Genomic DNA, 19,686 nt, shown 5'->3' with positions numbered 1-19,686 from the left:
GAGCGCCCGCGGCGGTCGGTTGGCTACAAAAGGCGGGTCCCCTCCATGACCTTTCAAGGGCGTTTGGTCCTCCTGATCTCCGGGCTGGTGACGCTGGCGGTGGCGCTGGTCACGATTCTGCTGGCCTGGACGACCCATTCGGCGATCCAGACGCGGGTGGAAGCGGACGGCCGCGGTGCGGCGACCCTGTTGGCCCGCAGCGCCACGCTGGCGCGCGAGGTTCCGCGCGACGTCGAGGCGCTGCTGGGCGACCGTCTGCTGTCGGAGGCGACGCTCGCTGCCCATCTCGTCGCGGTGATGGAGGCGGGCAAGGCGCCGACCAAGGCGGTGACCGACCGGCTGAAGGCCGTCGCGGACGGCGGCGGGCCGGATGAGATCTGGGTCACCGACAACCGGGGCCGCGCCTATCTGCACAATATCCCCGGCCCCGACATCACCTTCGGCCCCGACGCGCGGGCGCAGCCGCGCCAGGCGCCCTATTACGGCCTGCTGAACCGCGCGCCGGAGAAGGTGGTGACCGACGCCGCCACCGAAGGTGGCAAGCTGATGAAGTTCGCCGGCGTGGCCGGCGTCGACAAGCCGCGCATCGTCCAGGTCGGCGCCGACGTGCGCCGGCTGGCCGACATCGCCCGCAAGGCCGGGGTGGACGGCGTGATGGCCTCCCTGCTGGCCGGCGGCACGGTGGAGGGCGCGTGGTTGCTGGAGCGCGACGGGCGTCTCGCCGCGCACGCCACCGGCCCCAGCGCCGGACCGCTGTCGGAGCGGGCGGTGGAGGCGGCGAAGGCCGCGGCGGCGGCCGGCGAGACCGGCCTGCTGCGCGAGGGCGACCGTCTCACCGCCTTCGCCCCGGTTCCGGCTGTGGCCGGGCAGGGGGCAGCCGGGCAGGGGGCGGGCATCGCGGTGGTCCGCCTGCCGGCGGAGGACCTGTCCTCGGTGGTCGGCCGCCATGTGAAGATCGGCGTGGTGGTCGGGTTGCTCGCCCTGGCGCTGGGCGTCTACGGCGCCGTCCGCTTCGCGCGCAGCCAGATGGCCCCCATCGAGCGGCTGGGCGAGGCCGTCGCCGCGGTGGAGGCCGGGCGCTTCAACCCGTTCACCCTGAACGAGGCGATGGAGCGCAACGACGAGATGGGCCGCCTCGCCCGCGTGTTCCGCAGCATGGCGCTGGAGGCGTCCTACCGCGAGGAGACGCTGGACGCCCAGCTTCTGATGCGCACGGCCGAGTTGGAGACCCGCACCGAGAAGCTGGCCGCCGCCGAACACCTGATCGAGGAGGAGCAGCGCGCCGCCCGCGACGTGCAGGCGAACCTGCTGCCGCAGCAGCTTCCCGCTGGGCGCGACAGCCAGTTCTTCGGCCTGCTGGTGCCCGGCCCGGCGGTCAGCGGCGACTTCTACGACGTGATCGAGCTGGACGAGCGCCATTGCCTGCTGGTGGTGGCCGGCGTGTCCGGCTGGGGCGTGCCGGCGGCCTTCCTGATGCTGCTGGTGCGCGGCGCGATCCGCGAGGCGGCGGCCCGGCCGGGCCTGACCCCCGCGGCCATCCTGGCGGCGGCCAACGACCGGCTGTGCGGGCAGAGCCCCTTCGACGGCTTCGCCACCGCCTTCGTCGCCCTCTACGACCGCGAGACTGGAATGCTCAGCCATTCCAGCGCCGGCAACCGCGCGCCCTGCCGCATCCGGGCGGACGGCAGCGTCCTGACCCTGGCGGACGCCGGCGGTCCGGCGCTGGGCGTGCGCAAGGGCATTCCCTACGGCGAGGCGGTGACCCGGCTGGAGCAGGAGGACACGCTGTTCCTGTGCACCGAGGGCGTGCTGCGCGCGGTGAACGCCCAGCGCGAGCCGTTCGGCGAGGAGCGTCTGGCCGCAATCCTTCACCAGGGCCGCGGCCTGTCGGCACGCGACCGCTCCGAACTGCTGCTGCGCGCGGTGGAGGCTCATGTGGGGGTGGGCGGGCAGACCGGCGACATCGTCTGCCTGACCGTCCGCCGGCTGCTGCCCGCCGCCGAGCTGGCACCGGAATCCGAAGCGGCGGTGTGACGCCGTCCGGCCAAGGCCGGTATACCGGCGCTTCTCCCTGTTGGTGGTGACCCGGCTGGTGCGCCGGGTCATCCGTGAGACCCCGGCGCGGACCAGCCCTGCGCCCCCATCTCAGTCCTGGGTTCCGCCGTTCAGCTTCGGTTCAGTTGCCCCCGGACAGGATCGGCAGGACTTGTCCATTTCTGCCGATGAGGGGACCTCCGATGTCCAACGCTTACTCCGAGGCCGCCGCCCGGCCGCCCGTCAAGACCCGCCCCGTCAAGACCCGGTACGACGGGATGATGCTGTTCCTGCACTGGAGCGTCGCCCTTCTGATTCTCGTGGCCTTCGCCATCGCCCAGGGGCGTGGGCTGGTGCCCCGCGGGCCGGAGCGCACCGCCCTGATGGATATCCATCGCTCGATCGGTGTCCTTGTGCTGGCGCTGGTGGCGCTGCGCATGGTCTGGCGCGCCGTCAGCCCGCCGCCGCCGATGCCCGCCGACACCGCGCCGCTGCTCCTGCTGGCGGCCAAGGCCGGGCACCTGGCGCTTTACGCCCTGATGATCGCCGTACCGCTGGCCGGCGTGACGATGACCCAGGCCCACGGCCATCCCGTCGCCTTTTTCGGCCTGTTCACCCTGCCGACGCTGGTGGCGGAAAACCATGCCTTCGGCGACACGCTGGAGAAGCTGCACGAGCTTCTCGGCACGGCCATCATCGTGCTGGCCGGCCTGCACGCGGTCGCTGCCCTGGTCCACCAGTATGTGCTGAAGGACGGGACGCTGAGCCGCATGCTTCCCTGGGGAAACCGCTGAGCTGAGAAAAGGGCGGGAGGCGCCGGCACCGGAGTGCCGGTGAGCGCCGCCCGCCGAGTGGTGAGGTCCTGCCTCCTCCATGGATGGACCCATGCTCGGGTCCCCCATGGTCTGATGAACCCGCCCAAGCGGCTTCTCTTCCCGACGCAATGGCGGTACCGCCCCCCGCTTTGACGCATCGCCCCTGTTTTCCGGCTGTCCAGCGGGGGAGGGTGAAGCGGTGACGGGCAAGGTGATTCGTATGGCGGCGGGAGCTGCGTTGCTGGCGTCGGCGCCCGCCGGGGCGGTGCCGTTCGACCGGGTGTTCGTTTTTGGCGACAGCCTGTCCGACACCGGCCGGGTCTATGAGCTGACGCGCGGCGCCATTCCGCAGAGCCCGCCCTATTACGACGGGCGTTTCTCCAACGGACCCGTCTGGGTCGAGCGGCTGGCCCCGCTGATCGGCAGCCAACCCGACCAGAAGACCAACTTCGCCTATGGCGGTGCCGAGACGGGCACCCTGTCGCAGACCGGCGTCCCTGGCATCCAGGGGCAGGTCGGGCAGTTTCTGCTCAGCCGCCCGGGCGGCACCAACAGCGGGCTGTTCGCGGTCTGGGCGGGCGGCAACGACTACTTCAACCGGGTCTCCGCCGGGTCGGACCCGTCCGGCCTCGTCACCCAGACGGTCGGCAACATCGTCACCACGGTGGAACGTCTGGCGGCGCTCGGCGGGAAGACCTTCCTGGTGCCGAACCTGCCGGACCTCGGCACGATTCCGGACACCCGCAATTCCGACCGCGCCACCGTGCTGAACGCCGTCACCGCCTCCCACAACACGCTGCTGTCGCAGGCAATGGCCGACGTGGAGAAGCGGCTGGGGGTCACCGTCGTGGTGGCCGACGTCAACGCGCTGTACCGCGCGGTGGCGGCCAACCCGACGGCCTACGGCTTCACCAACACCGTCACGCCCTGCCTGTCGAACAACGCGCCGACCGGCGCCTGCGGGACCGAGGCCCAGGCCGACCAGACCGTCTATTGGGACGAGATCCACCCGACCCGCGCCGCCCATCTGCTGATCGCGCAATACATGCAGGGCGCCCTGCTCGCGCTGAACGATGCGGCGGAGACGGTGGCGATGCAGCCGGAACTGGCCTTCGAGGCGACGCGGAGCTGGCACCGCGCTCTGCTCGGCTCCATCGCCGGCCCCGCCGCGACGCGGGTGGAGGCGCCGCTCGGCAACGGGGAACTGAGGGCGTTCCTGATCGGCGACGCCGCCTGGGGCCGGCTCGGCGGCACGCCGGAGCGCCAGGGCTTCCGCTTCAACACCCAGTCGGGCGGTGTCGGCGCCGAACTGCCGGTCGGGCCGGCCTCGCGCATCGGCCTGTCGGTCGGTGGGTCGCGTGGCCGCGCCCGGCTGGACGAGGGGGCGGGCACGCTGGACATGACCAGCACCATCATCGGCCTGCACGCGGTGACCGAGGCACGGGGCTTCCAACTGGCCGTGGCGGGCAGCGTCTCCTTCGACCGCTACGGCGACATCGACCGAACCACCGGTTTCGCGCCGTTCCCCAACGCCTCGGCAGACACGGACGGGCGGACCTACGCCCTGTCGGTTGCCGGGGGCTACACGGCGCAGCTCGGGCCGGTGGCGCTGGGGCCGCGGCTGGGCCTGCGCTACATCCACACGCGCATCGACGGCTATCAGGAGAGCGGCGCCGGCCTGCTGTCGCTCGGCGTCGAGCGGCAGAGCGCCGAATCGCTGGAGAGCAGCGTCGGGGCCGAAGCCTCCACGGTCGTGGAGATCGGGCGCGCGATCCTCCAGCCCAGTCTGGGCATCGCCTGGGAACACCAGTTCGCCGAGGACGCGCGCACCGTCACCGTCCGCCTTCCCGGCGGAGCGGCCAACAGCGTGAGTCCCAGCGGCGACGGCCGCGACTCCCTGGTGATCGGCGCCGGCCTGTCGGCCCAGCTCTGGCAGGCGGTCAGCGCCACGGTCGGCTACCGCGGCGAACTGTCGGGGGCGGACGGCCATAACCACGCCTTCACCGCCCGCTTGCGGATGAGCTTCTGAGGAAACGCTTGTTCCATCCTTCCGGAGGGCTTTTTCCTGCTGGCGTTGCGGCGCCGCAAGAGGAACAATCGGTGCCGGTGCGTCGCCTCCGGGCACGCCCGCCCGAACAAGAACAACGGCCCGGACAACAACAAAGGGAGGAGTTTCATGGCCTACAAGCACATCCTCGTGCATCTCGATTCCGGCTCGCAGGTGGAAACGCGCCTCGACGCGGCCATCGCCCTGGCGAAGACCAGCGGCGCCTTCCTGCGCGGCCTGTTCGCCCAGCCGGACCGCAGCGCCACCAGCGTCATCGCCCGCCGCTCCAGCGACCATCTGGAGCAGGCCGCCGCCCGCAGCGAGGCGATGTTCCGCGACAAGCTCCAGGCGTCGGGCCTGCAGGGCCAGTGGCACGGCCTGACCCATGGCGAGCACAACCACGTCATCCGCGAGGTCATCATCTGGTCGCGCTTCGCCGACCTGACGGTGCTCGGCCAGTTCGACCGCAGCGCCCCCGCCGACGGCGTGGCGCCGGAGGAGCTGAACGAGCAGGTGGTGCTGAATTCGGGCCGCCCGGTGCTGGTTCTGCCCTTCGCGGGCACCTTCCCGGTGATCGGCAAGCGCGTCGCCGTCGCCTGGAACGCCGAGCGCGAGGCCGCCCGCGCCCTGTCCGACGCCATGCCCTTCCTCCAGGGCGCCGACGAGGTCACGGTCATCACCGTGCTGACCCAGGCCGCCCCGCCGGCCGGGACGGAGCCGCAGCGCATCGGCCTGCTCGACCATCTGGCGCTGCACGGCGTGACGGCCGACCAGACGCATTTTACGGTGACCGACATCGGCGCCATGGACGCGCTTCTCGCCCGCAGCATCGACTCCGGTGCCGACCTGCTGGTGATGGGCGCGCACGGCCATTACGGCTTCCCCTTCCTGCACCGCGGCGGCGGGACGCGCCATGTCCTGCGCACCTGCCCGGTGCCGCTGCTGCTCTCCCACTGACACCGTCCGGAAGACGGAAAGGAGTCGCGGGCTTTCCTCCGCCATGCCGGGCGGCCATCTAGAGGTTGTCCCGGCACCGGCTGGAGAGCGTGCATGTCCTGGCTCCGCGTCTTCCTGATCGCCTGTCCCGCCATTGTCCTGGCGGCGCTGTTCGCCGCCTGGGCGGCAACGGGCTTCGACCTGTTCGGCCTCAGCCTGCCGGGCCTGCTCGCCCTGGTTGGCGGCGCCGTGCTGACCAGCGCCGTCGCCATCGGGCTGATGGCCCTGGTCTTCCTCAGCAACCGCAGCGGCCACGACGAGGCGGCGGGCCGTCCCGACCCCACGGACGGGCCGGACCGCCTTTAAAAAACCAGAACTCAAAAGGGGCCATTGGCCTTTCTTCCGTCTGATGTCCGCATGGTCGGCGGAACGCCTGCGACTCCCCGCCGTTGCTGAAGGGACGAAGGAGCCCCGGTTCTTGCGGCCGGACGGGCCATGCCTGCGGCCGGGGCGGGAAGGAGGGGAACGCCGCGATGGACGAGCACCGCATCCGCCACCGTGCCTACGAGATCTGGGAGCAGGAGGGGCGCCCCGAAGGCCGCCGCGCCGAGCATTGGGAGCGCGCCTGCCGCGAACTCCAGGAGGAGGATGAGCGGGCGAAGAACGAAGGCCCCGATCCGGGTGCCTCCGATCCCGGCACTCCCGCCCGAGCCTCCGCGGATTCCGGCGCCGGCATCTGACGTCCGCCACACCCGTTCCCCAAGGAGACGCCATGCCGCCCCGCCGTGATCCCGCGTCCTTCATGTGGTCGGAGGCTGTCGAACTGCTGGACCGCGCCGAGCGGCTGCACCGCCAGTTCTTCCGCCCGGCCCCGCCCGGTTTGCGCCGCGCCTGCTGGACTCCGCCCGTCGACGTCTACGAGACCGAGGATGCGGTGACCATCGTGGTCGCCCTTCCCGGCGTCGGCGCGGAGCAGCTTCACGTCGCCGTCGAGGACGGCGTTCTGGTGGTTGCCGGGGAGCGGACGCTGCCGCTGGGCTGCGATGGGATCATCCATCGGCTTGAGATTCCCCATGGCCGCTTCGAGCGGCGGATCGAGCTGCCCGCCGGGGCCTTCCGCATGGGACGGCGCGAGCTGTCGGCGGGCTGCCTTGTCCTGACGCTCGACAAGATGGGATGAAGGACGTCGGAATGACTGATGAACATGCCGCCGAAGCGACGCCAACGTCCCAGGCGTCATCCGCCGCGCCGCCCATCTCAGGATTGCCGGAGGACGTGATCCCGGTCATTCCGGTGCGCAACCTCGTGCAGTTTCCGGGAGTGGTGCTGCCGGTGACGGTCGGTCGGGCGCGCTCGGTCGCCGCGGCGCAGGAGGCGGCCCGCACCGAGCGGCCGGTCGGCATCCTGCTCCAGCGCGACGAGGCGGTGGAGGAGCCGACCGGCGCCGACATGCACCGCGTCGGGACGACCGCCAGCATTCTGCGCTACGTCACCACGCCCGACGGCTCCCACCATCTGGTGTGCCAGGGGCAGCAGCGCTTCCGCATCGTCGAGTGGGTGCCGGGCCATCCCTTCATGGCCGCCCGCGTGGAGATGATCGAGGAGAGCGACGCCGCCACACCGGAGGTCATGGCCCGCTTCCTGAACCTGCGCAACGAGGCGGTGGAGGCGCTGCAACTGCTGCCCCAGGCCCCGCAGGAGCTGCTGGCCGCCGTCCAGGCGCTCGAAAGCCCCGGTGAGCTGGCCGACATGACCGCCAGCTACATGGACCTTAAGCCCACCGAGAAACAGGAGGTGCTGGAGACCGTTGACCTGCCGGAGCGGCTCGACAAGGTCGGCGGCCTGCTCGCCCGGCGGATCGAGGTGCTGCGGCTGTCGCGCGACCTCCGCGAGCGCACCCGCGAGGCGATGGACGAGCGGCAGCGCGAATACCTGTTGCGCGAGCAGCTCCGCGCCATCCAGAAGGAGCTGGGCGAGGCCGACGAGGGGCGTCAGGCCGAGATCGGCGAGCTTCAGGACGCCATCGCCAAGGTCGGCATGCCGCCCGACGTCCGCGAGCACGCCGAGAAGGAACTGCGCCGGCTGGAGCGCATGCCGGAGGCGGCGGCGGAGTACTCGATGGTGCGCAGCTACCTGGACTGGCTGATCGAGATGCCGTGGGACCGCCGGTCGGAATCGCGGATCGACATCGCCGAGGCCCGGCGCATCCTCGACGAGGACCATTACGGGCTGGAGAAGGTCAAGCGCCGCATCCTGGAATTCCTGGCGGTGCGCAAGCTGAACCCGGAGGGGCGCAGCCCCATCCTGTGTTTCGTCGGCCCGCCGGGGGTGGGCAAGACCTCGCTCGGCCAGAGCATCGCGCGGGCGACCGGGCGGGCCTTCGCCCGCGTCTCGCTGGGCGGCGTCCACGACGAGAGCGAGATCCGCGGCCACCGCCGCACCTACGTCGGGGCGCTTCCCGGCAACATCGTCCAGGCCATCCGCAAGGCCGGAACGCGCGACTGCGTGCTGATGCTCGACGAGATGGACAAGCTGGGGCAGGGCTTCCACGGCGACCCCTCGGCCGCCCTGCTGGAGGTGCTGGACCCGGAGCAGAACGCGACTTTCCGCGACCATTACCTGGGCGTGCCCTTCGACCTGTCGAAGGTGATGTTCATCGCCACCGCCAACATGCTGGACACCATCCCCGGCCCGCTGCGCGACCGCATGGAGGTGATCGAGCTGTCCGGCTACACCGAGGACGAGAAGCTGGAGATCGCCAGGCGCTACCTGCTGGCCCGTCAGCTCACCGCGAACGGGCTGACGGCGGAGCAGCTGGAGATCCCCGACGACACGCTGCGCGCGATCATCCGGGACCACACGCGGGAGGCTGGGAACCGCCAACTGGAACGGCTGATCGGCGCGGTCGGGCGCTACGCCGCCGTCCGCATTGCCGAGGGCGAGGTCGAGCGGATGCGGGTGGAGCCGGCGGACCTGACGGCGATCCTCGGGCCGCCGCGCTTCGAGAACGACGTGGCGATGCGCACCAGCGTGCCCGGCGTGGCGACCGGCCTCGCCTGGACGCCGGTCGGCGGCGACATCCTGTTCATCGAGGCCAGCCGCTTTTCCGGCTCGGGGCGGCTGATCCTGACCGGCCAGCTGGGCGAGGTGATGAAGGAGAGCGCCCAGGCCGCCCTCAGCCTCGTCAAGTCGCGGGTGAAAGACCTCGGCCTCGACCCGGAGGGGTTGGACCGTTTCGACATCCACATCCACGTCCCGGCCGGCGCCATCCCGAAGGACGGGCCGTCCGCCGGCGTGGCGATCTTCACGGCCCTGGTGTCGCTGCTGTCCGGCCGCTGCATCCGCTCCGACACGGCGATGACCGGGGAGATCAGCCTGCGCGGTCTGGTTCTGCCGGTCGGCGGCATCCGCGAGAAGGTGGTGGCCGCCCAGCGCGCCGGTCTGAAGACGGTCATGCTGCCCGCCCGCAACCGCAAGGATTTCGACGACATCCCGGCGGCGGTGCGCGAGCGGCTGAGCTTCGTCTGGCTGGAGCGGGTGGACGACGCCGTCCGCGCGGCGCTGGTGCCGGAGCCCTCCGCGGAGGCGGTGGAGCGCAAGGCCGGGTAGCGTTCTCCGCAGGGGCCGGGCCCCTTGCGCACCGGGGGTGCGGTGCGCCACATCAATGGCGCGCCCGCACGGAGCGCGCACAGGAGACGATCATGACGCCCGAGGAACGCACCCTCCTTTCCGATCTGTTCACGCACCTGCGCGAGGTGGAGAACCAACCCCGCGATCCGGAGGCGGAACGCTTCATCCAGCAGATGATCCAGGGCCAGCCTGCCGCCGCCTACTACATGGCGCAGTCGGTCCTAGTGCAGCAGCAGGCGCTGACCGCTGCCCAGCAGCGCATCGAGGATCTGGAGCGGCAGGTGAAGGAGGCGCAATCCCGCGCCCAGCAGACCCAGGCCCAGCCGTCCGGCGGCAGCTTCCTCTCCAACGCGCTGGGGCTGGGGCGCAGCCCGTGGGCCGGCGGGGGCAACCGTCCGGCGGAGCCATCCGCTCCGGCACCGATGCAGTCCCCGGCCGCGCCCTCGCGCAGCCCGTGGGGCGCCGCCCCGCAGACCGGCGGCCAGCTTGGTTATGGACAGCCCGCCTATCCGCCCCAGCCCGGCTATGCCCCGCCGCCCGGATTCGCCCCGCAGGGCTATGCGCCGCGCGGCGGGGGCTTCCTGAGCGGTGCCGCGCAGACGGCGGCGGGCGTGGCCGGCGGCATGCTGGCGGCCAGCGCCATCTCCTCGATGCTCAGCCACTCGCCGGGACCGTTCGGCGAGGCTGCTGCGGCGGCGGGCCAGACGGCCAGCCATGGCGAGACGATCATCAACAACTACTACGGCGACTCCGCGGATCAGGCGGCCGACCAAGGCTTCCCGCCGGAGGACAACAACCTCCAGAATGTCGACTATCAGGCCGACGACTCCTCGTTCGACGACGGCGGCGGCGATGGCGGTGGAGACGACAGCTGGATCTGACCTTATCCAGTCCTTGGCGGAAGGCGTGCCAACCTTTGGGAAAGGTCCGGTGCGCCTTCGTGCCGCCATCACAGTTAATATAAATTAAACAGTTAGGTCCCTACGGTGCGTTGGGCAAGGCAGGCCATATTTCCCGATCCCCACGCAGAACCGAGGCCCATGACGACGCTCGTTCAGCCCCAGCCGACCGAAGATGCCGAGCGCACCGACGCTGAGCGCAAGGCCTCCGCCACCCAGATGTACCATGAGGTGGCGCGGATCATCGAACGGATGCACCGCCGGTTTCTCGACGTTCTGCGAATCGAGCTGTCCCGCATCGGCATCGACGACATCAGCCCGGTGCAGGTGATGATGCTGCTGAACATCTCCAACGGCGAGATCAGCGTGCGCGACCTGATCGAGCGCGGCTATTACCTCGGCTCCAACGCCTCCTACAACCTGAAGCAGCTGGTGGACAGCGGCTATGTCGACCGCTCCGCTTCGCCGCGCGACAAGCGCGCCGCCCGGCTGAAGCTGTCGCCCCGCGGGCTGGAGCTGTGCGAGCGGCTGCGCCACATGGCGTCGGTCCACTCCGACGGGCTGATCCGCACCGACGGCGACAGCCAGGATTTCGAGGTCACCTACCGCACGCTGCGCCGTCTGGAGCGCAAATGGACGGACGTCATCCGCTCCGACGAAACGGAAATCCTCTGACGCGCATTGACCTCCCTCAGTGTGCGCGGCGGGACGCCGTGCCACGGTAAGGCTGCTGGGCTTTGAGGGGGATGTGGGATGAGGTTCGCCGTCGGCACGCAGGATTACCGCAGCATCGCCACCCATGGCGGACGCACCCGCCGCTTCCTGGTCTTCGAAGCCGAGGCGGGCGGCGAGCCCGTGGAGGTCTCGCGGATCGAACTGGCCGAGGATGAGGTGCTCCACCTCGCCGGCGACGGCCGCCCCCATCCGATCGACGCGGTGCGGGTGGTGATCACCGGCTCCTCCGGCGAGGGCTTCATCAACCACATGAAGCGCCGCGGCATCGAGCCGGTGACCACGCTGGAGAGCGACCCGGCGCAGGCGATCCGCGACTGGTTCGCGGGGGCCGTCAAGACCGCGCCGTCGCCCGAGCATCCCCACGAGCATCACGACCACGGCCCCGGGGACACCCCGCAGGAGCGCCACGGGACGCCGGCCTAGATCATCCAGGCGCCGCCGTCATCAGACGGGAAAGGACACGCTGGCGGTGGTCCCGGCGGCGTCGCTTTCCGTGTTCAGCGTGTCACCGAGCTGGGCGGCCAGAGCCTCGGCGAGCATCAGCCCGTCCTCCGCCGTCGTGTCGAAGCCGGCGGGCAGGGCGCGCCCGTTGTCCTCGACGATCAGGCGGGCGCGGCCGTTCTGCTCCTGGGTGATCGACACGCGGATCCAGCCCTGTTCGGGATAGGCGTGGTGCAGGCTGTTGGTGATCAGCTCCGCGGTGATCAGTCCCAGCGGCATGGCCTCGTAGAGGCCGATCTGGATGGGATCGCTCTTCACCTCGATCGGCACGTTTGCGAGGCCGCCGGGCGTCCCGTGCTTCACCGCGTCGGCCAGCGATTCGATGTAGCGGCCCAGATTCACATGGGTGCCGGTGCCCGACTCGTGGAGCTGGCGGTAGAGGATGGCCAGCGCTTCGATGCGCACCAGCGTCTGCTCGTAGGCGGCGCGCGCGTCCGGGTCGCGGATGCGGCCCGTCTGCAGCTTGAGCAGGCTGATGACGAGCTGGAGGCTGTTCTTGGCCCGGTGCTGAAGCTCGCGCAGTTCAGCCTCCAACTCGCGGATGCGTTCCGCGATTGGGTCCTCCGGCGCTCCCGAACCGGTGGCGGGGCGATCAGCAGGCAGGGCGACCGGCCGGGACCGGAGGGGATTGGGCATCACGCAATTCTCGGCTGAAGCTGGGCAATGTTTTACTTAGGTACAGAACAATTTATGCGCTTGAACCCACTCCCGAATTGGTTCTGAGGAATTAACCCTCTGCGCATATCCAATTCGTTCGTCCACGTTCGGACGGAGGGGCAGGGCTTATGCGGCCGGCGGACGAAAGGTCGGAAGCATGGGCAGGCGGGGCAAGCCGGAAAATGCGTTCCCCTGGCCGTCCCGTCGTGGCATGAGTGCCGCCATGCGTTTGAGAACCTTGGTGATTCCCTTCTGCGCCCTGCTGGCCGTGGCCGGCGGCTGCGCCGCGGTGGCCGGCAACGGCGGGCCCGCCGAGTCGTCCGTTCCGGTTGCGCTCGACCGCGACCGTCCCGATCTTTCGGAGGTCGGCGCCCTGCGATTTCGTGGCGCCCTCCGCCTGCCCGCTGGGGCGGGGGTTGGCGGCCTGTCCGGCCTCTGGGTCAGCGACTCGGGCGACCGCTTCGTCGCGGTGTCCGACCTCGGCAAGAGCGTCACCGGACGCCTGTCCTACGACGCCCAGGGCCGTCTGGCGGGCGCTGGACAGTATGATGTCCGCCCGCTCGCCCTCGACAAGGACCCAGACTACCGTGGCCGGCTCAATGATTCGGAAGACCTTGCCCGCCTGCCGGACGGCGGCTGGCTGGTGCCGTTCGAACGCAACCACCGCATCCTCCGTTACGAGGGCGCCGCCCGACCCGAGGGGCCGCCGCGCAAGCTCCCGACTCCGCCCGGCCTGGAGTCGGCGCCGTCGAACGGCGGGGTCGAGGCTCTGGCGGCGCTGGCCGACGGCCGCATTCTCGCCATCGAGGAAGGGGACGACAACGGCGTCCGGGAACGCCACGCCTGGATTGCTCCCACCGACCTGAAGAAGCGCGGGGACTGGCAACCGCTGACCTACCGCGCCGCGCCGCGCTTCCGCCCCACGGCGGCGGCGCCCCTGCCGGACGGCGGGGTCTTGGTGCTGGAACGGCGGGTATCCCTGCTGGGCGGCTGGGCGGCGCGCATCGTCCATGTGCCGGCGGATTCGCTGCGCGGCGGTGCGACGATGGATGGTGTGGAACTGGCGCGTCTGGAACCGCCGTTGCTGACCGACAATTTCGAAGGGCTGGCGGTGCGCCCCGGCCCGGACGGCGATCTGCTGGTCTACGTCGTTTCCGACGACAACCGTAGCCCGCTCCAACGGACCTATCTGATGATGTTCCAGCTTCCGGCCAACGCGCTCAAGCCCACCGTGGCGGGGCGCTGACCGGTCAGGCACGCCCCGCGGTGAATAGTGCTTATCAGAAGTTGGCGTAGGGGCCGCCCTGGCTGGGGATTTCCGGGGAGCCCGGGGAACCCGGATTGCCCATCGGCTCGCGGTGGTGATGGACGCGGGCGATGCTCGGGGCGAGGTCCTGGAGCTCGATGAAGTTGTCGGCCTGACGGCGCAACTCATCGGCGACCATCGGCGGCTGGGAGCGCACGGTGCTGATGACACTGACCCGCACGCCCTTGCGCTGCACCGCCTCGACCAGCCGGCGGAAATCGCCGTCGCCCGAGAAGAGCAGGATGTGGTCCACCCGCTCAGCCATCTCCATGACGTCGATGGCCAGCTCTATGTCCATGTTGCCCTTGATCTTGCGGCGGCCCGAGGCGTCGGTGAACTCCTTGGTCGGCTTGGTCACCATGGTGTAGCCGTTGTAGTCCAGCCAATCGACCAGAGGCCGGATCGGCGAGTACTCCTGATCCTCCACCAGCGCGGTGTAGTAGAAGGCGCGCACCAGTCTTCCTTCCGAGGCGAAGCCGTCGCGCAGGCGCTTGTAGTCGATATCGAAGCCCAGGGACCGGGCGGCTGCGTACAAATTGGCTCCGTCGATGAACATCGCCAGACGCTCTTCCTTATAAAAGAGCTTCGTAACATCTTTCGGCAAAGTCGTATTGCGATCCAATTTCGTAATCCTTCCACGATGGATTGAATTATATCTCAGGCATACGCGAAATTGCGATTCACCAGATAAGTAACGTAGGGGTTCGTCTACGCGCGAGCAAGGGGGCGCGCGGGCATGGGGCCTCTGCGGGCGGGGTACGGCGGGTGGACCCGACGAGGCTCGAAGCGCTTGCGCCGGCGCGAACGCATCAATATATTCGGTTCCCTTCGCAGATCCCGGAGTTGGTTTGGTATGGCCCGCGTTACCGTCGAAGATTGCGTCCTCAAGGTTCCGAACCGGTTTGAGCTGGTGATGATGGCGGCCCAGCGCGCGCGTGAGATCGCGTCCGGCGCCCCGCTGTCGATCGACCGCGACAACGACAAGAACCCGGTCGTTGCCCTGCGCGAGATCGCCGATGAGACGGTGATGCTGGAGCATCTGAAGAATGCCCTGATCAAGGGCCACCAGAAGCACGTCGAGCCGGACGAGCCCGAGGAGGAGATCGTCGAGCTTATGGCCGGCGAGCACGACTGGGCCGCCCGCGGCGACACGTCGCTGGAGGACGAGGACGGGATGAGCGAGGCGGAGGAGGTCGGCGAAGGCGACGATCTGATGTCCGACATGGAGAGCGATCCGGCGGCGGCCTTCGGCGAGACCGAGGACGATGTCGTCGGCCGCGATGCGGACGGGGATCTCTGACGCTGACCGACAGCGACCGGTCTTGGGGGCCGACGGCCCCCTATTCCGTCGACAAACCAATCATTTGCGAAACTTCATGGCGCACGCTGCGCCGGGTCGGGTGGCATGATCCGGCAATATGAGCTTGTCGAACGCGTCAAGGCGTACGACCCCTCGGCGGACGAGGAGTTGCTCAACCGCGCCTACGTCTTCTCCATGAAGGCGCACGGCTCGCAGACCCGCGCCTCGGGCGACCCTTATTTCCTCCACCCGCTGGAGGTCGCCGGCATCCTCACCCAGCTCAAGCTGGACGCCGGGACCATCGCGACGGCGCTGCTGCACGACACGGTCGAAGACACGGTCGCCACGCTGGAGGACATCGAGAAGCACTTCGGCAAGGAGATCGCCCGTCTGGTCGACGGCGTGACCAAGCTGTCGCGCCTGGAACTGCACAGCGAGCAGGCCAAGCAAGCCGAGAATTTCCGCAAGCTGGTGCTCGCCATGTCGGAGGACATCCGCGTCCTCCTCGTGAAGCTGGCCGACCGGCTGCACAACATGCGCACGCTGTTCCATCTGAAGAATCCGGACAAGCGCAAGCGCATCGCCCGCGAAACGATCGAGATCTACGCGCCGCTCGCCGAGCGCATCGGCATGCACCAGGTCAAGGACGAACTGGAGGATCTCTCCTTCGCGGAGCTGAATCCGGACGCCCGCGACAGCATCCTGGCCCAGCTCTCCCGCCTGCGCACCGAAGGCGAGAACCGCGTCCAGCGGATCATCCAGGAACTCCGCGGCACGCTGGCGGAGGAGGGGCTGCCCAACGCCGGAGTCACCGGGCGCGAGAAGACCGCCTACTCGATCTGGCGCAAGCTGCAGCGCAAGAATGTCAGCTTCGAACAGCTGTCCGACATCATGGCCTTCCGGATCATGGTGGACACGGTGCCGGAATGCTACCAAGCGCTGGGCGTCATACACGCCCATTACCCGGTCGTTCCGGGACGCTTCAAGGACTACATCTCGACGCCCAAGCCCAACGGCTACCGCTCGCTCCACACCGGGGTGATCGGTCCGGAGCGCAACCGGATCGAGGTGCAGATCCGCACCAGCGACATGCACGAGATCTGCGAACTCGGCGTCGCCGCCCACTGGGCCTACAAGCAGGGCGAGCCGCGCACCCAGCAGGGGCGCGAGTACCGCTGGCTGCGCGAGCTCCTGGACATCCTGGAGCACGCCCAGAAGCCCGAGGAGTTCCTGGAGCACACCAAGCTGGAGCTGTTCCAGGACCAGGTCTTCTGCTTCACGCCGAAGGGCGATCTGATCGCGCTGCCGCGCGGCGCCACCCCGGTGGACTTCGCCTACGCCGTCCACTCGGAGGTCGGCGACCACTGCGTCGGCGCCAAGATCAACGGGCGGATGCTGCCGCTGCGCACGCAGCTGCAGAACGGCGATCAGGTCGACATCATCACCTCCAAAGCCCAGACCCCGGTTCCGGGCTGGGAGCGCTTCGTCGTCACCGGCAAGGCGCGGGCGCGCATCCGCAAGTTCCTGCGCACCCAGCAGCGCACCCAGTACATCGAGCTGGGCCGCGCCATCCTGCAGCGCCAGTTCAAGTCGGAAGGCTACGAGTTCTCGGAAAAGGCGCTGGAAGGCGTCATCAAGATCTTCCAGCAGCCGAGCGCCGACGATCTGCTGGCCAGCGTCGGGTCGGGGCTGCATTCGGGCCGCGAGGTCTTCCACGCCGTCTTCCCCGGCCACAAGCCGCATGTGGCGACGACGAAGGAAGGCGACGACAAGAACGCCATCACGGTTCCGAAGCCCAAGCCGAAGGTAAAGGGCCACAACGCGCCGCTGCCGATCCGCGGTCTGATCCCCGGCATGGCGGTCCATTACGCCCGCTGCTGCCACCCGCTGCCGGGCGACCGCATCGTCGGCATCGTGACCACCGGCAAGGGCGTGACCATCCACACCATCGACTGCGAGACGCTGGAGAGCTTCCACGAGTCGCCGGAGCGCTGGATCGACGTCGCCTGGGACATCGGACCGGACAGCCCCGAGGAGCATGTCGGGCGCATCTCGCTGGTGGTCAACAACGAGCCGGGCTCTCTCGGCACGCTGTCCACGGTCATCGGCAAGAACGGCGGCAACATCACGAACCTGAAGATCACCAGCCGCAACACCGACTTCTTCGAGCTGCTGATCGACATCGACGTGAAGGACGCCAAGCATCTGACCAACATCATGGCGGCCCTGCGCGCCACCCCCGCCATCAACGCGGTGGAGCGGGCGCGGGGGCGGTGAGGGCGCCCGCCCGGTCGCGCCCATCGGAAGCGAGGGAAGCATGTCCAGTCCGACCATCTTCAGCCGCCTGATCGCCGGGGAGCTGCCCTGCGCGGTGGTGTACGAGGATGCGGAGACCTTCGCCTTCATGGACGCCGGTCAGGTCAATCCCGGCCATGTGCTGGTGGCGCTGAAGCGCCCGGCCCCGACCATTCTGGACGTGACGGAGGACGAGGCGGCGGCCCTGTTCCGCACCGTCCACAAGGTCGCCCGCGCCGTCCAGGCGGCCTTTTCGCCGGAGGGGGTCACGATTCTCCAGACCAACAAACCGGCGGGCTGGCAGACGGCGCCGCACATCCACGTGCATGTGGTGCCGCGCTATCAGAACGACGGCGCCGATCTGGTCTGGCCGCGCCATGACCCGCCCATCGAGGAGCTGAAGGCGCTCGCCGAGCGGATCGTCGCGCATCACGTCGTCGAATGACGGCGTGACGCGACGCTGCACCGCCGCTATATAGCAGGGAGAACCGGTGCCCGCCGGATGCAGGATGCGGGACCGGCGCGACACCGGAGTTTCGAGCCTATGCCCCGCCCTCTGCGCCTCGGCGTGAACATCGACCATGTGGCGACCGTCCGCAACGCGCGGGGCGGGCGTCACCCCGATCCCGTGCGCGCGGCGAAGCTCGCCGCCGAGGCCGGGGCCGACGGCATCACCGCCCATCTGCGCGAAGACCGCCGCCACATCATCGATTCCGACATCGAACGGCTGATGGCGGAGATCCGGTTGCCGCTGAATCTGGAGATGGCGGCGACGGACGAGATGCTCGGCATCGCGCTGCGCCACAGGCCGCACGCCTGCTGCCTCGTCCCGGAGAAGCGCACCGAGGTCACCACCGAAGGCGGGCTGGACGTCGCCGGGCAGATGGGCACCCTCAAGCGCTTCGTCGGCGAACTCGGCGCCGCAGGCATCCGCGTCTCGCTGTTCATCGACCCGGAACCGGCGCAACTCGACGCAGCGAAGGCCTTGGGCGCGCCGGTGGTGGAACTGCACACCGGCGCCTACTGCGACGCGCCCGCCGGGGCGGAGCGCGCGGCGGAGCTGGAGCGGATCGTCCGGGCGGCGGCTCACGCCGAGGCCATCGGGCTGGAGTGCCACGCCGGCCATGGGCTGAGCTACGAGACGGTCGGCGCGGTCGCCGCCATACCGACCATCGTCGAGCTGAACATCGGCCATTTCCTGATCGGCGAGGCGATCTTCGTCGGGCTGGGCAACACGCTCCAGCGCATGCGCGCCGTCATGAAGGACGCCCGTTTGGCAAGCGGAGGCGTCTCATGATCCTTGGCATCGGGAACGACCTGATCGACATCCGCCGGATCGAGCAGTCGCTGGACCGTTTCGGGGACCGCTTCATCGCCCGCATCTTCACCGACGTGGAGCGCGCCAAGTCGGAGCGCCGCGCCGGCGCCGCCGGCAAGCACAGCGCCCGGGCCGCGACCTACGCCAAGCGCTTCGCCGCCAAGGAGGCCTGCTCCAAGGCGCTGGGCACCGGATTCCGCGACGGCGTGTTCTGGCGCGACATGGGGGTGGTGAACCTGCCCTCCGGCCAGCCGACCATGCGCCTGACCGGCGGCGCGCTGGAGCGGCTGCAGGCGATGACCCCGCCGGGCATGCAGGCGCGCATCCACGTGACGCTGACCGACGAGTATCCGATGGCCGAGGCCTTCGTCATCATCAGCGCCGAACCGGCCGACGCTTCCGCCGATACCCCCATCACCACCTCCACGGCACCCTCCGCATGACCATGAACAGAGAGACCGCCTTGACCGGCAAATCCAAAGAGACAGGCGGCTTTGCCGAGACGGTGAAGACGGTCTTCTACGCGGTCATCATCGCCTTCGGCGTGCGGACCTTTGCCTTCGAGCCCTTCAACATCCCGTCTGGGTCGATGATCCCGACGCTGCTGATCGGCGACTACCTGTTCGTGTCCAAGTTCTCCTACGGATACAGCAAGTACACGGTCGGCTTCGGGTTGCCGCTGTTCGAGGGCCGCATCCTGGGCCACGCGCCGGAGCGCGGCGACGTCGCCGTGTTCAAGCTGCCGCGCGACAACAAGACCGACTACATCAAGCGCGTCATCGGCCTTCCGGGCGACACCGTCCAGGTGACCGGCGGCGTCCTGCACATCAACGGCCAGCCGGTGAAGCGCGAGCGCATCGAGGACTATGTGTCTCGCGACGCGCTGGGCCGCGAGGTCCGCATTGCCCAGTATGTGGAAACCCTGCCGGGCGGGCGCAGCCACCGCATCATCGAGGAGTCGGACAACGGTCCGCTCGACAACACTCCGGCCTTCAAGGTGCCGGCGAACCATCTGTTCATGATGGGCGACAACCGCGACAACTCGCTGGACAGCCGCGTCCCGTCGCAGGTGGGGTATGTCCCGATGGAGAATCTGGTCGGGCGCGCCGAATTCCTGTTCTTCTCGTTGGAGGATGGGACCCGCTTCTTCGAAGTGTGGCGTTGGCCGGCGGACCTGCGGTTCAGCCGCCTGTTCAACGCTGTGAAGTGAGCC

Annotated in this window: 20 protein-coding genes; 18 read left to right on the top strand and 2 right to left on the bottom strand. The window is 69.3% G+C overall.

Features of this window, described 5'->3' with window-relative positions; translation table 11 throughout:
- Nucleotides 1-45 precede the first annotated feature (45 nt).
- The 11 genes from FBZ83_RS01030 to FBZ83_RS00980 all read left to right on the top strand — a co-directional run bounded on the left by FBZ83_RS01030 (nt 46) and on the right by FBZ83_RS00980 (nt 11,519).
- On the top strand, nt 46-2,034 hold the full coding sequence (locus tag FBZ83_RS01030) for a PP2C family protein-serine/threonine phosphatase (RefSeq protein WP_145680685.1): 1,989 nt from the start codon (nt 46-48) through the stop codon (nt 2,032-2,034).
- 203 nt (nt 2,035-2,237) lie between these two features.
- A complete protein-coding gene (locus FBZ83_RS01025) occupies nt 2,238-2,828 on the top strand; it encodes a cytochrome b (protein WP_145680684.1) in 591 nt (196 codons plus the stop codon).
- A gap of 241 nt (nt 2,829-3,069) precedes the next feature.
- On the top strand, nt 3,070-4,878 hold the full coding sequence (locus FBZ83_RS31725) for an autotransporter domain-containing protein (RefSeq protein ID WP_247888081.1): 1,809 nt from the start codon (nt 3,070-3,072) through the stop codon (nt 4,876-4,878).
- A gap of 147 nt (nt 4,879-5,025) precedes the next feature.
- On the top strand, nt 5,026-5,853 hold the full coding sequence (locus FBZ83_RS01015; protein WP_145680683.1) for a universal stress protein: 828 nt from the start codon (nt 5,026-5,028) through the stop codon (nt 5,851-5,853).
- 93 nt (nt 5,854-5,946) lie between these two features.
- Nucleotides 5,947-6,198: a hypothetical protein gene (locus FBZ83_RS01010; protein ID WP_145680682.1), complete on the top strand. Its 252-nt coding sequence runs from the start codon at nt 5,947-5,949 to the stop codon at nt 6,196-6,198.
- Nucleotides 6,199-6,365: 167 nt separating this feature from the next.
- Nucleotides 6,366-6,572: a DUF2934 domain-containing protein gene (locus FBZ83_RS01005; RefSeq protein ID WP_145680681.1), complete on the top strand. Its 207-nt coding sequence runs from the start codon at nt 6,366-6,368 to the stop codon at nt 6,570-6,572.
- A 32-nt stretch (nt 6,573-6,604) separates the two neighbouring features.
- Nucleotides 6,605-7,012, top strand: a complete 408-nt coding sequence (locus tag FBZ83_RS01000) for an Hsp20/alpha crystallin family protein (RefSeq protein ID WP_145680680.1) — start codon at nt 6,605-6,607, stop codon at nt 7,010-7,012.
- 11 nt (nt 7,013-7,023) lie between these two features.
- A complete protein-coding gene (gene lon / locus FBZ83_RS00995) occupies nt 7,024-9,441 on the top strand; it encodes an endopeptidase La (RefSeq protein WP_247888080.1) in 2,418 nt (805 codons plus the stop codon).
- Between the two features lie 92 nt (nt 9,442-9,533).
- On the top strand, nt 9,534-10,343 hold the full coding sequence (locus tag FBZ83_RS00990) for a DUF2076 domain-containing protein (RefSeq protein ID WP_145680678.1): 810 nt from the start codon (nt 9,534-9,536) through the stop codon (nt 10,341-10,343).
- A gap of 159 nt (nt 10,344-10,502) precedes the next feature.
- Nucleotides 10,503-11,036, top strand: coding sequence for a MarR family transcriptional regulator (locus tag FBZ83_RS00985; RefSeq protein ID WP_145680677.1), 534 nt, complete (start codon nt 10,503-10,505; stop codon nt 11,034-11,036).
- 78 nt (nt 11,037-11,114) lie between these two features.
- Nucleotides 11,115-11,519 carry a NifB/NifX family molybdenum-iron cluster-binding protein gene (locus FBZ83_RS00980; RefSeq protein ID WP_145680676.1) on the top strand — a complete coding sequence of 135 codons (405 nt, stop codon included), beginning with the start codon at nt 11,115-11,117 and terminating at the stop codon, nt 11,517-11,519.
- Between the two features lie 21 nt (nt 11,520-11,540).
- On the opposite strand, the gene FBZ83_RS00975 is transcribed toward FBZ83_RS00980, so the two are convergent.
- Entirely contained in the window at nt 11,541-12,233 is a 693-nt protein-coding gene (locus FBZ83_RS00975) for a sensor histidine kinase (RefSeq protein WP_145680675.1), read from the bottom strand.
- A gap of 244 nt (nt 12,234-12,477) precedes the next feature.
- Between FBZ83_RS00975 and FBZ83_RS00970 the strand changes: the two genes are divergently transcribed.
- Complete coding sequence (locus FBZ83_RS00970; RefSeq protein WP_145680674.1) at nt 12,478-13,500, top strand: esterase-like activity of phytase family protein; 1,023 nt, start codon at nt 12,478-12,480, stop codon at nt 13,498-13,500.
- A 34-nt stretch (nt 13,501-13,534) separates the two neighbouring features.
- On the opposite strand, the gene FBZ83_RS00965 is transcribed toward FBZ83_RS00970, so the two are convergent.
- Nucleotides 13,535-14,116 carry an NYN domain-containing protein gene (locus tag FBZ83_RS00965; RefSeq protein ID WP_145680673.1) on the bottom strand — a complete coding sequence of 194 codons (582 nt, stop codon included), beginning with the start codon at nt 14,114-14,116 and terminating at the stop codon, nt 13,535-13,537.
- Nucleotides 14,117-14,413: 297 nt separating this feature from the next.
- Here FBZ83_RS00965 and rpoZ point away from each other — a divergent pair, with 297 nt between their 5' ends.
- The 6 genes from rpoZ to lepB all read left to right on the top strand — a co-directional run bounded on the left by rpoZ (nt 14,414) and on the right by lepB (nt 19,683).
- Complete coding sequence (rpoZ, locus tag FBZ83_RS00960; protein WP_145672097.1) at nt 14,414-14,860, top strand: DNA-directed RNA polymerase subunit omega; 447 nt, start codon at nt 14,414-14,416, stop codon at nt 14,858-14,860.
- A gap of 105 nt (nt 14,861-14,965) precedes the next feature.
- Nucleotides 14,966-17,137 (top strand): RelA/SpoT family protein, encoded by a 2,172-nt coding sequence (locus FBZ83_RS00955; RefSeq protein ID WP_145680672.1) that lies wholly within the window; start codon nt 14,966-14,968, stop codon nt 17,135-17,137.
- Nucleotides 17,138-17,177: 40 nt separating this feature from the next.
- On the top strand, nt 17,178-17,600 hold the full coding sequence (locus FBZ83_RS00950; protein ID WP_145680671.1) for an HIT family protein: 423 nt from the start codon (nt 17,178-17,180) through the stop codon (nt 17,598-17,600).
- A gap of 99 nt (nt 17,601-17,699) precedes the next feature.
- Entirely contained in the window at nt 17,700-18,452 is a 753-nt protein-coding gene (locus FBZ83_RS00945; protein ID WP_145680670.1) for a pyridoxine 5'-phosphate synthase, read from the top strand.
- A complete protein-coding gene (acpS, locus tag FBZ83_RS00940; RefSeq protein ID WP_145680669.1) occupies nt 18,449-18,916 on the top strand; it encodes a holo-ACP synthase in 468 nt (155 codons plus the stop codon). The genes FBZ83_RS00945 and acpS overlap by 4 nt, the downstream gene beginning before the upstream one ends.
- Entirely contained in the window at nt 18,913-19,683 is a 771-nt protein-coding gene (lepB, locus tag FBZ83_RS00935) for a signal peptidase I (protein ID WP_014198741.1), read from the top strand. Before acpS ends, lepB begins: the two co-directional genes overlap by 4 nt.
- Nucleotides 19,684-19,686: the final 3 nt, after the last annotated feature.

Origin of the sequence: Azospirillum brasilense, from assembly GCF_007827815.1 — a bacterium.
In the GTDB taxonomy this organism is placed as follows: domain Bacteria; phylum Pseudomonadota; class Alphaproteobacteria; order Azospirillales; family Azospirillaceae; genus Azospirillum; species Azospirillum brasilense_C.
The sequence above is the reverse complement of the archived record's forward strand: the minus strand, read 5'-3'. Positions and strand labels throughout refer to the sequence as shown.

Coding starts and splice junctions, on each gene's coding strand:
- FBZ83_RS01030 (WP_145680685.1), top strand. CDS start 46: ATGACCTTTCAAGGGCGTTTGGTCCTCCTGATCTCCGGGCTGGTGACG.
- FBZ83_RS01025 (WP_145680684.1), top strand. CDS start 2,238: ATGTCCAACGCTTACTCCGAGGCCGCCGCCCGGCCGCCCGTCAAGACC.
- FBZ83_RS31725 (WP_247888081.1), top strand. CDS start 3,070: ATGGCGGCGGGAGCTGCGTTGCTGGCGTCGGCGCCCGCCGGGGCGGTG.
- FBZ83_RS01015 (WP_145680683.1), top strand. CDS start 5,026: ATGGCCTACAAGCACATCCTCGTGCATCTCGATTCCGGCTCGCAGGTG.
- FBZ83_RS01010 (WP_145680682.1), top strand. CDS start 5,947: ATGTCCTGGCTCCGCGTCTTCCTGATCGCCTGTCCCGCCATTGTCCTG.
- FBZ83_RS01005 (WP_145680681.1), top strand. CDS start 6,366: ATGGACGAGCACCGCATCCGCCACCGTGCCTACGAGATCTGGGAGCAG.
- FBZ83_RS01000 (WP_145680680.1), top strand. CDS start 6,605: ATGCCGCCCCGCCGTGATCCCGCGTCCTTCATGTGGTCGGAGGCTGTC.
- lon (WP_247888080.1), top strand. CDS start 7,024: ATGACTGATGAACATGCCGCCGAAGCGACGCCAACGTCCCAGGCGTCA.
- FBZ83_RS00990 (WP_145680678.1), top strand. CDS start 9,534: ATGACGCCCGAGGAACGCACCCTCCTTTCCGATCTGTTCACGCACCTG.
- FBZ83_RS00985 (WP_145680677.1), top strand. CDS start 10,503: ATGACGACGCTCGTTCAGCCCCAGCCGACCGAAGATGCCGAGCGCACC.
- FBZ83_RS00980 (WP_145680676.1), top strand. CDS start 11,115: ATGAGGTTCGCCGTCGGCACGCAGGATTACCGCAGCATCGCCACCCAT.
- FBZ83_RS00975 (WP_145680675.1), bottom strand. CDS start 12,233: ATGCCCAATCCCCTCCGGTCCCGGCCGGTCGCCCTGCCTGCTGATCGC.
- FBZ83_RS00970 (WP_145680674.1), top strand. CDS start 12,478: ATGCGTTTGAGAACCTTGGTGATTCCCTTCTGCGCCCTGCTGGCCGTG.
- FBZ83_RS00965 (WP_145680673.1), bottom strand. CDS start 14,116: ATGTTCATCGACGGAGCCAATTTGTACGCAGCCGCCCGGTCCCTGGGC.
- rpoZ (WP_145672097.1), top strand. CDS start 14,414: ATGGCCCGCGTTACCGTCGAAGATTGCGTCCTCAAGGTTCCGAACCGG.
- FBZ83_RS00955 (WP_145680672.1), top strand. CDS start 14,966: ATGATCCGGCAATATGAGCTTGTCGAACGCGTCAAGGCGTACGACCCC.
- FBZ83_RS00950 (WP_145680671.1), top strand. CDS start 17,178: ATGTCCAGTCCGACCATCTTCAGCCGCCTGATCGCCGGGGAGCTGCCC.
- FBZ83_RS00945 (WP_145680670.1), top strand. CDS start 17,700: ATGCCCCGCCCTCTGCGCCTCGGCGTGAACATCGACCATGTGGCGACC.
- acpS (WP_145680669.1), top strand. CDS start 18,449: ATGATCCTTGGCATCGGGAACGACCTGATCGACATCCGCCGGATCGAG.
- lepB (WP_014198741.1), top strand. CDS start 18,913: ATGACCATGAACAGAGAGACCGCCTTGACCGGCAAATCCAAAGAGACA.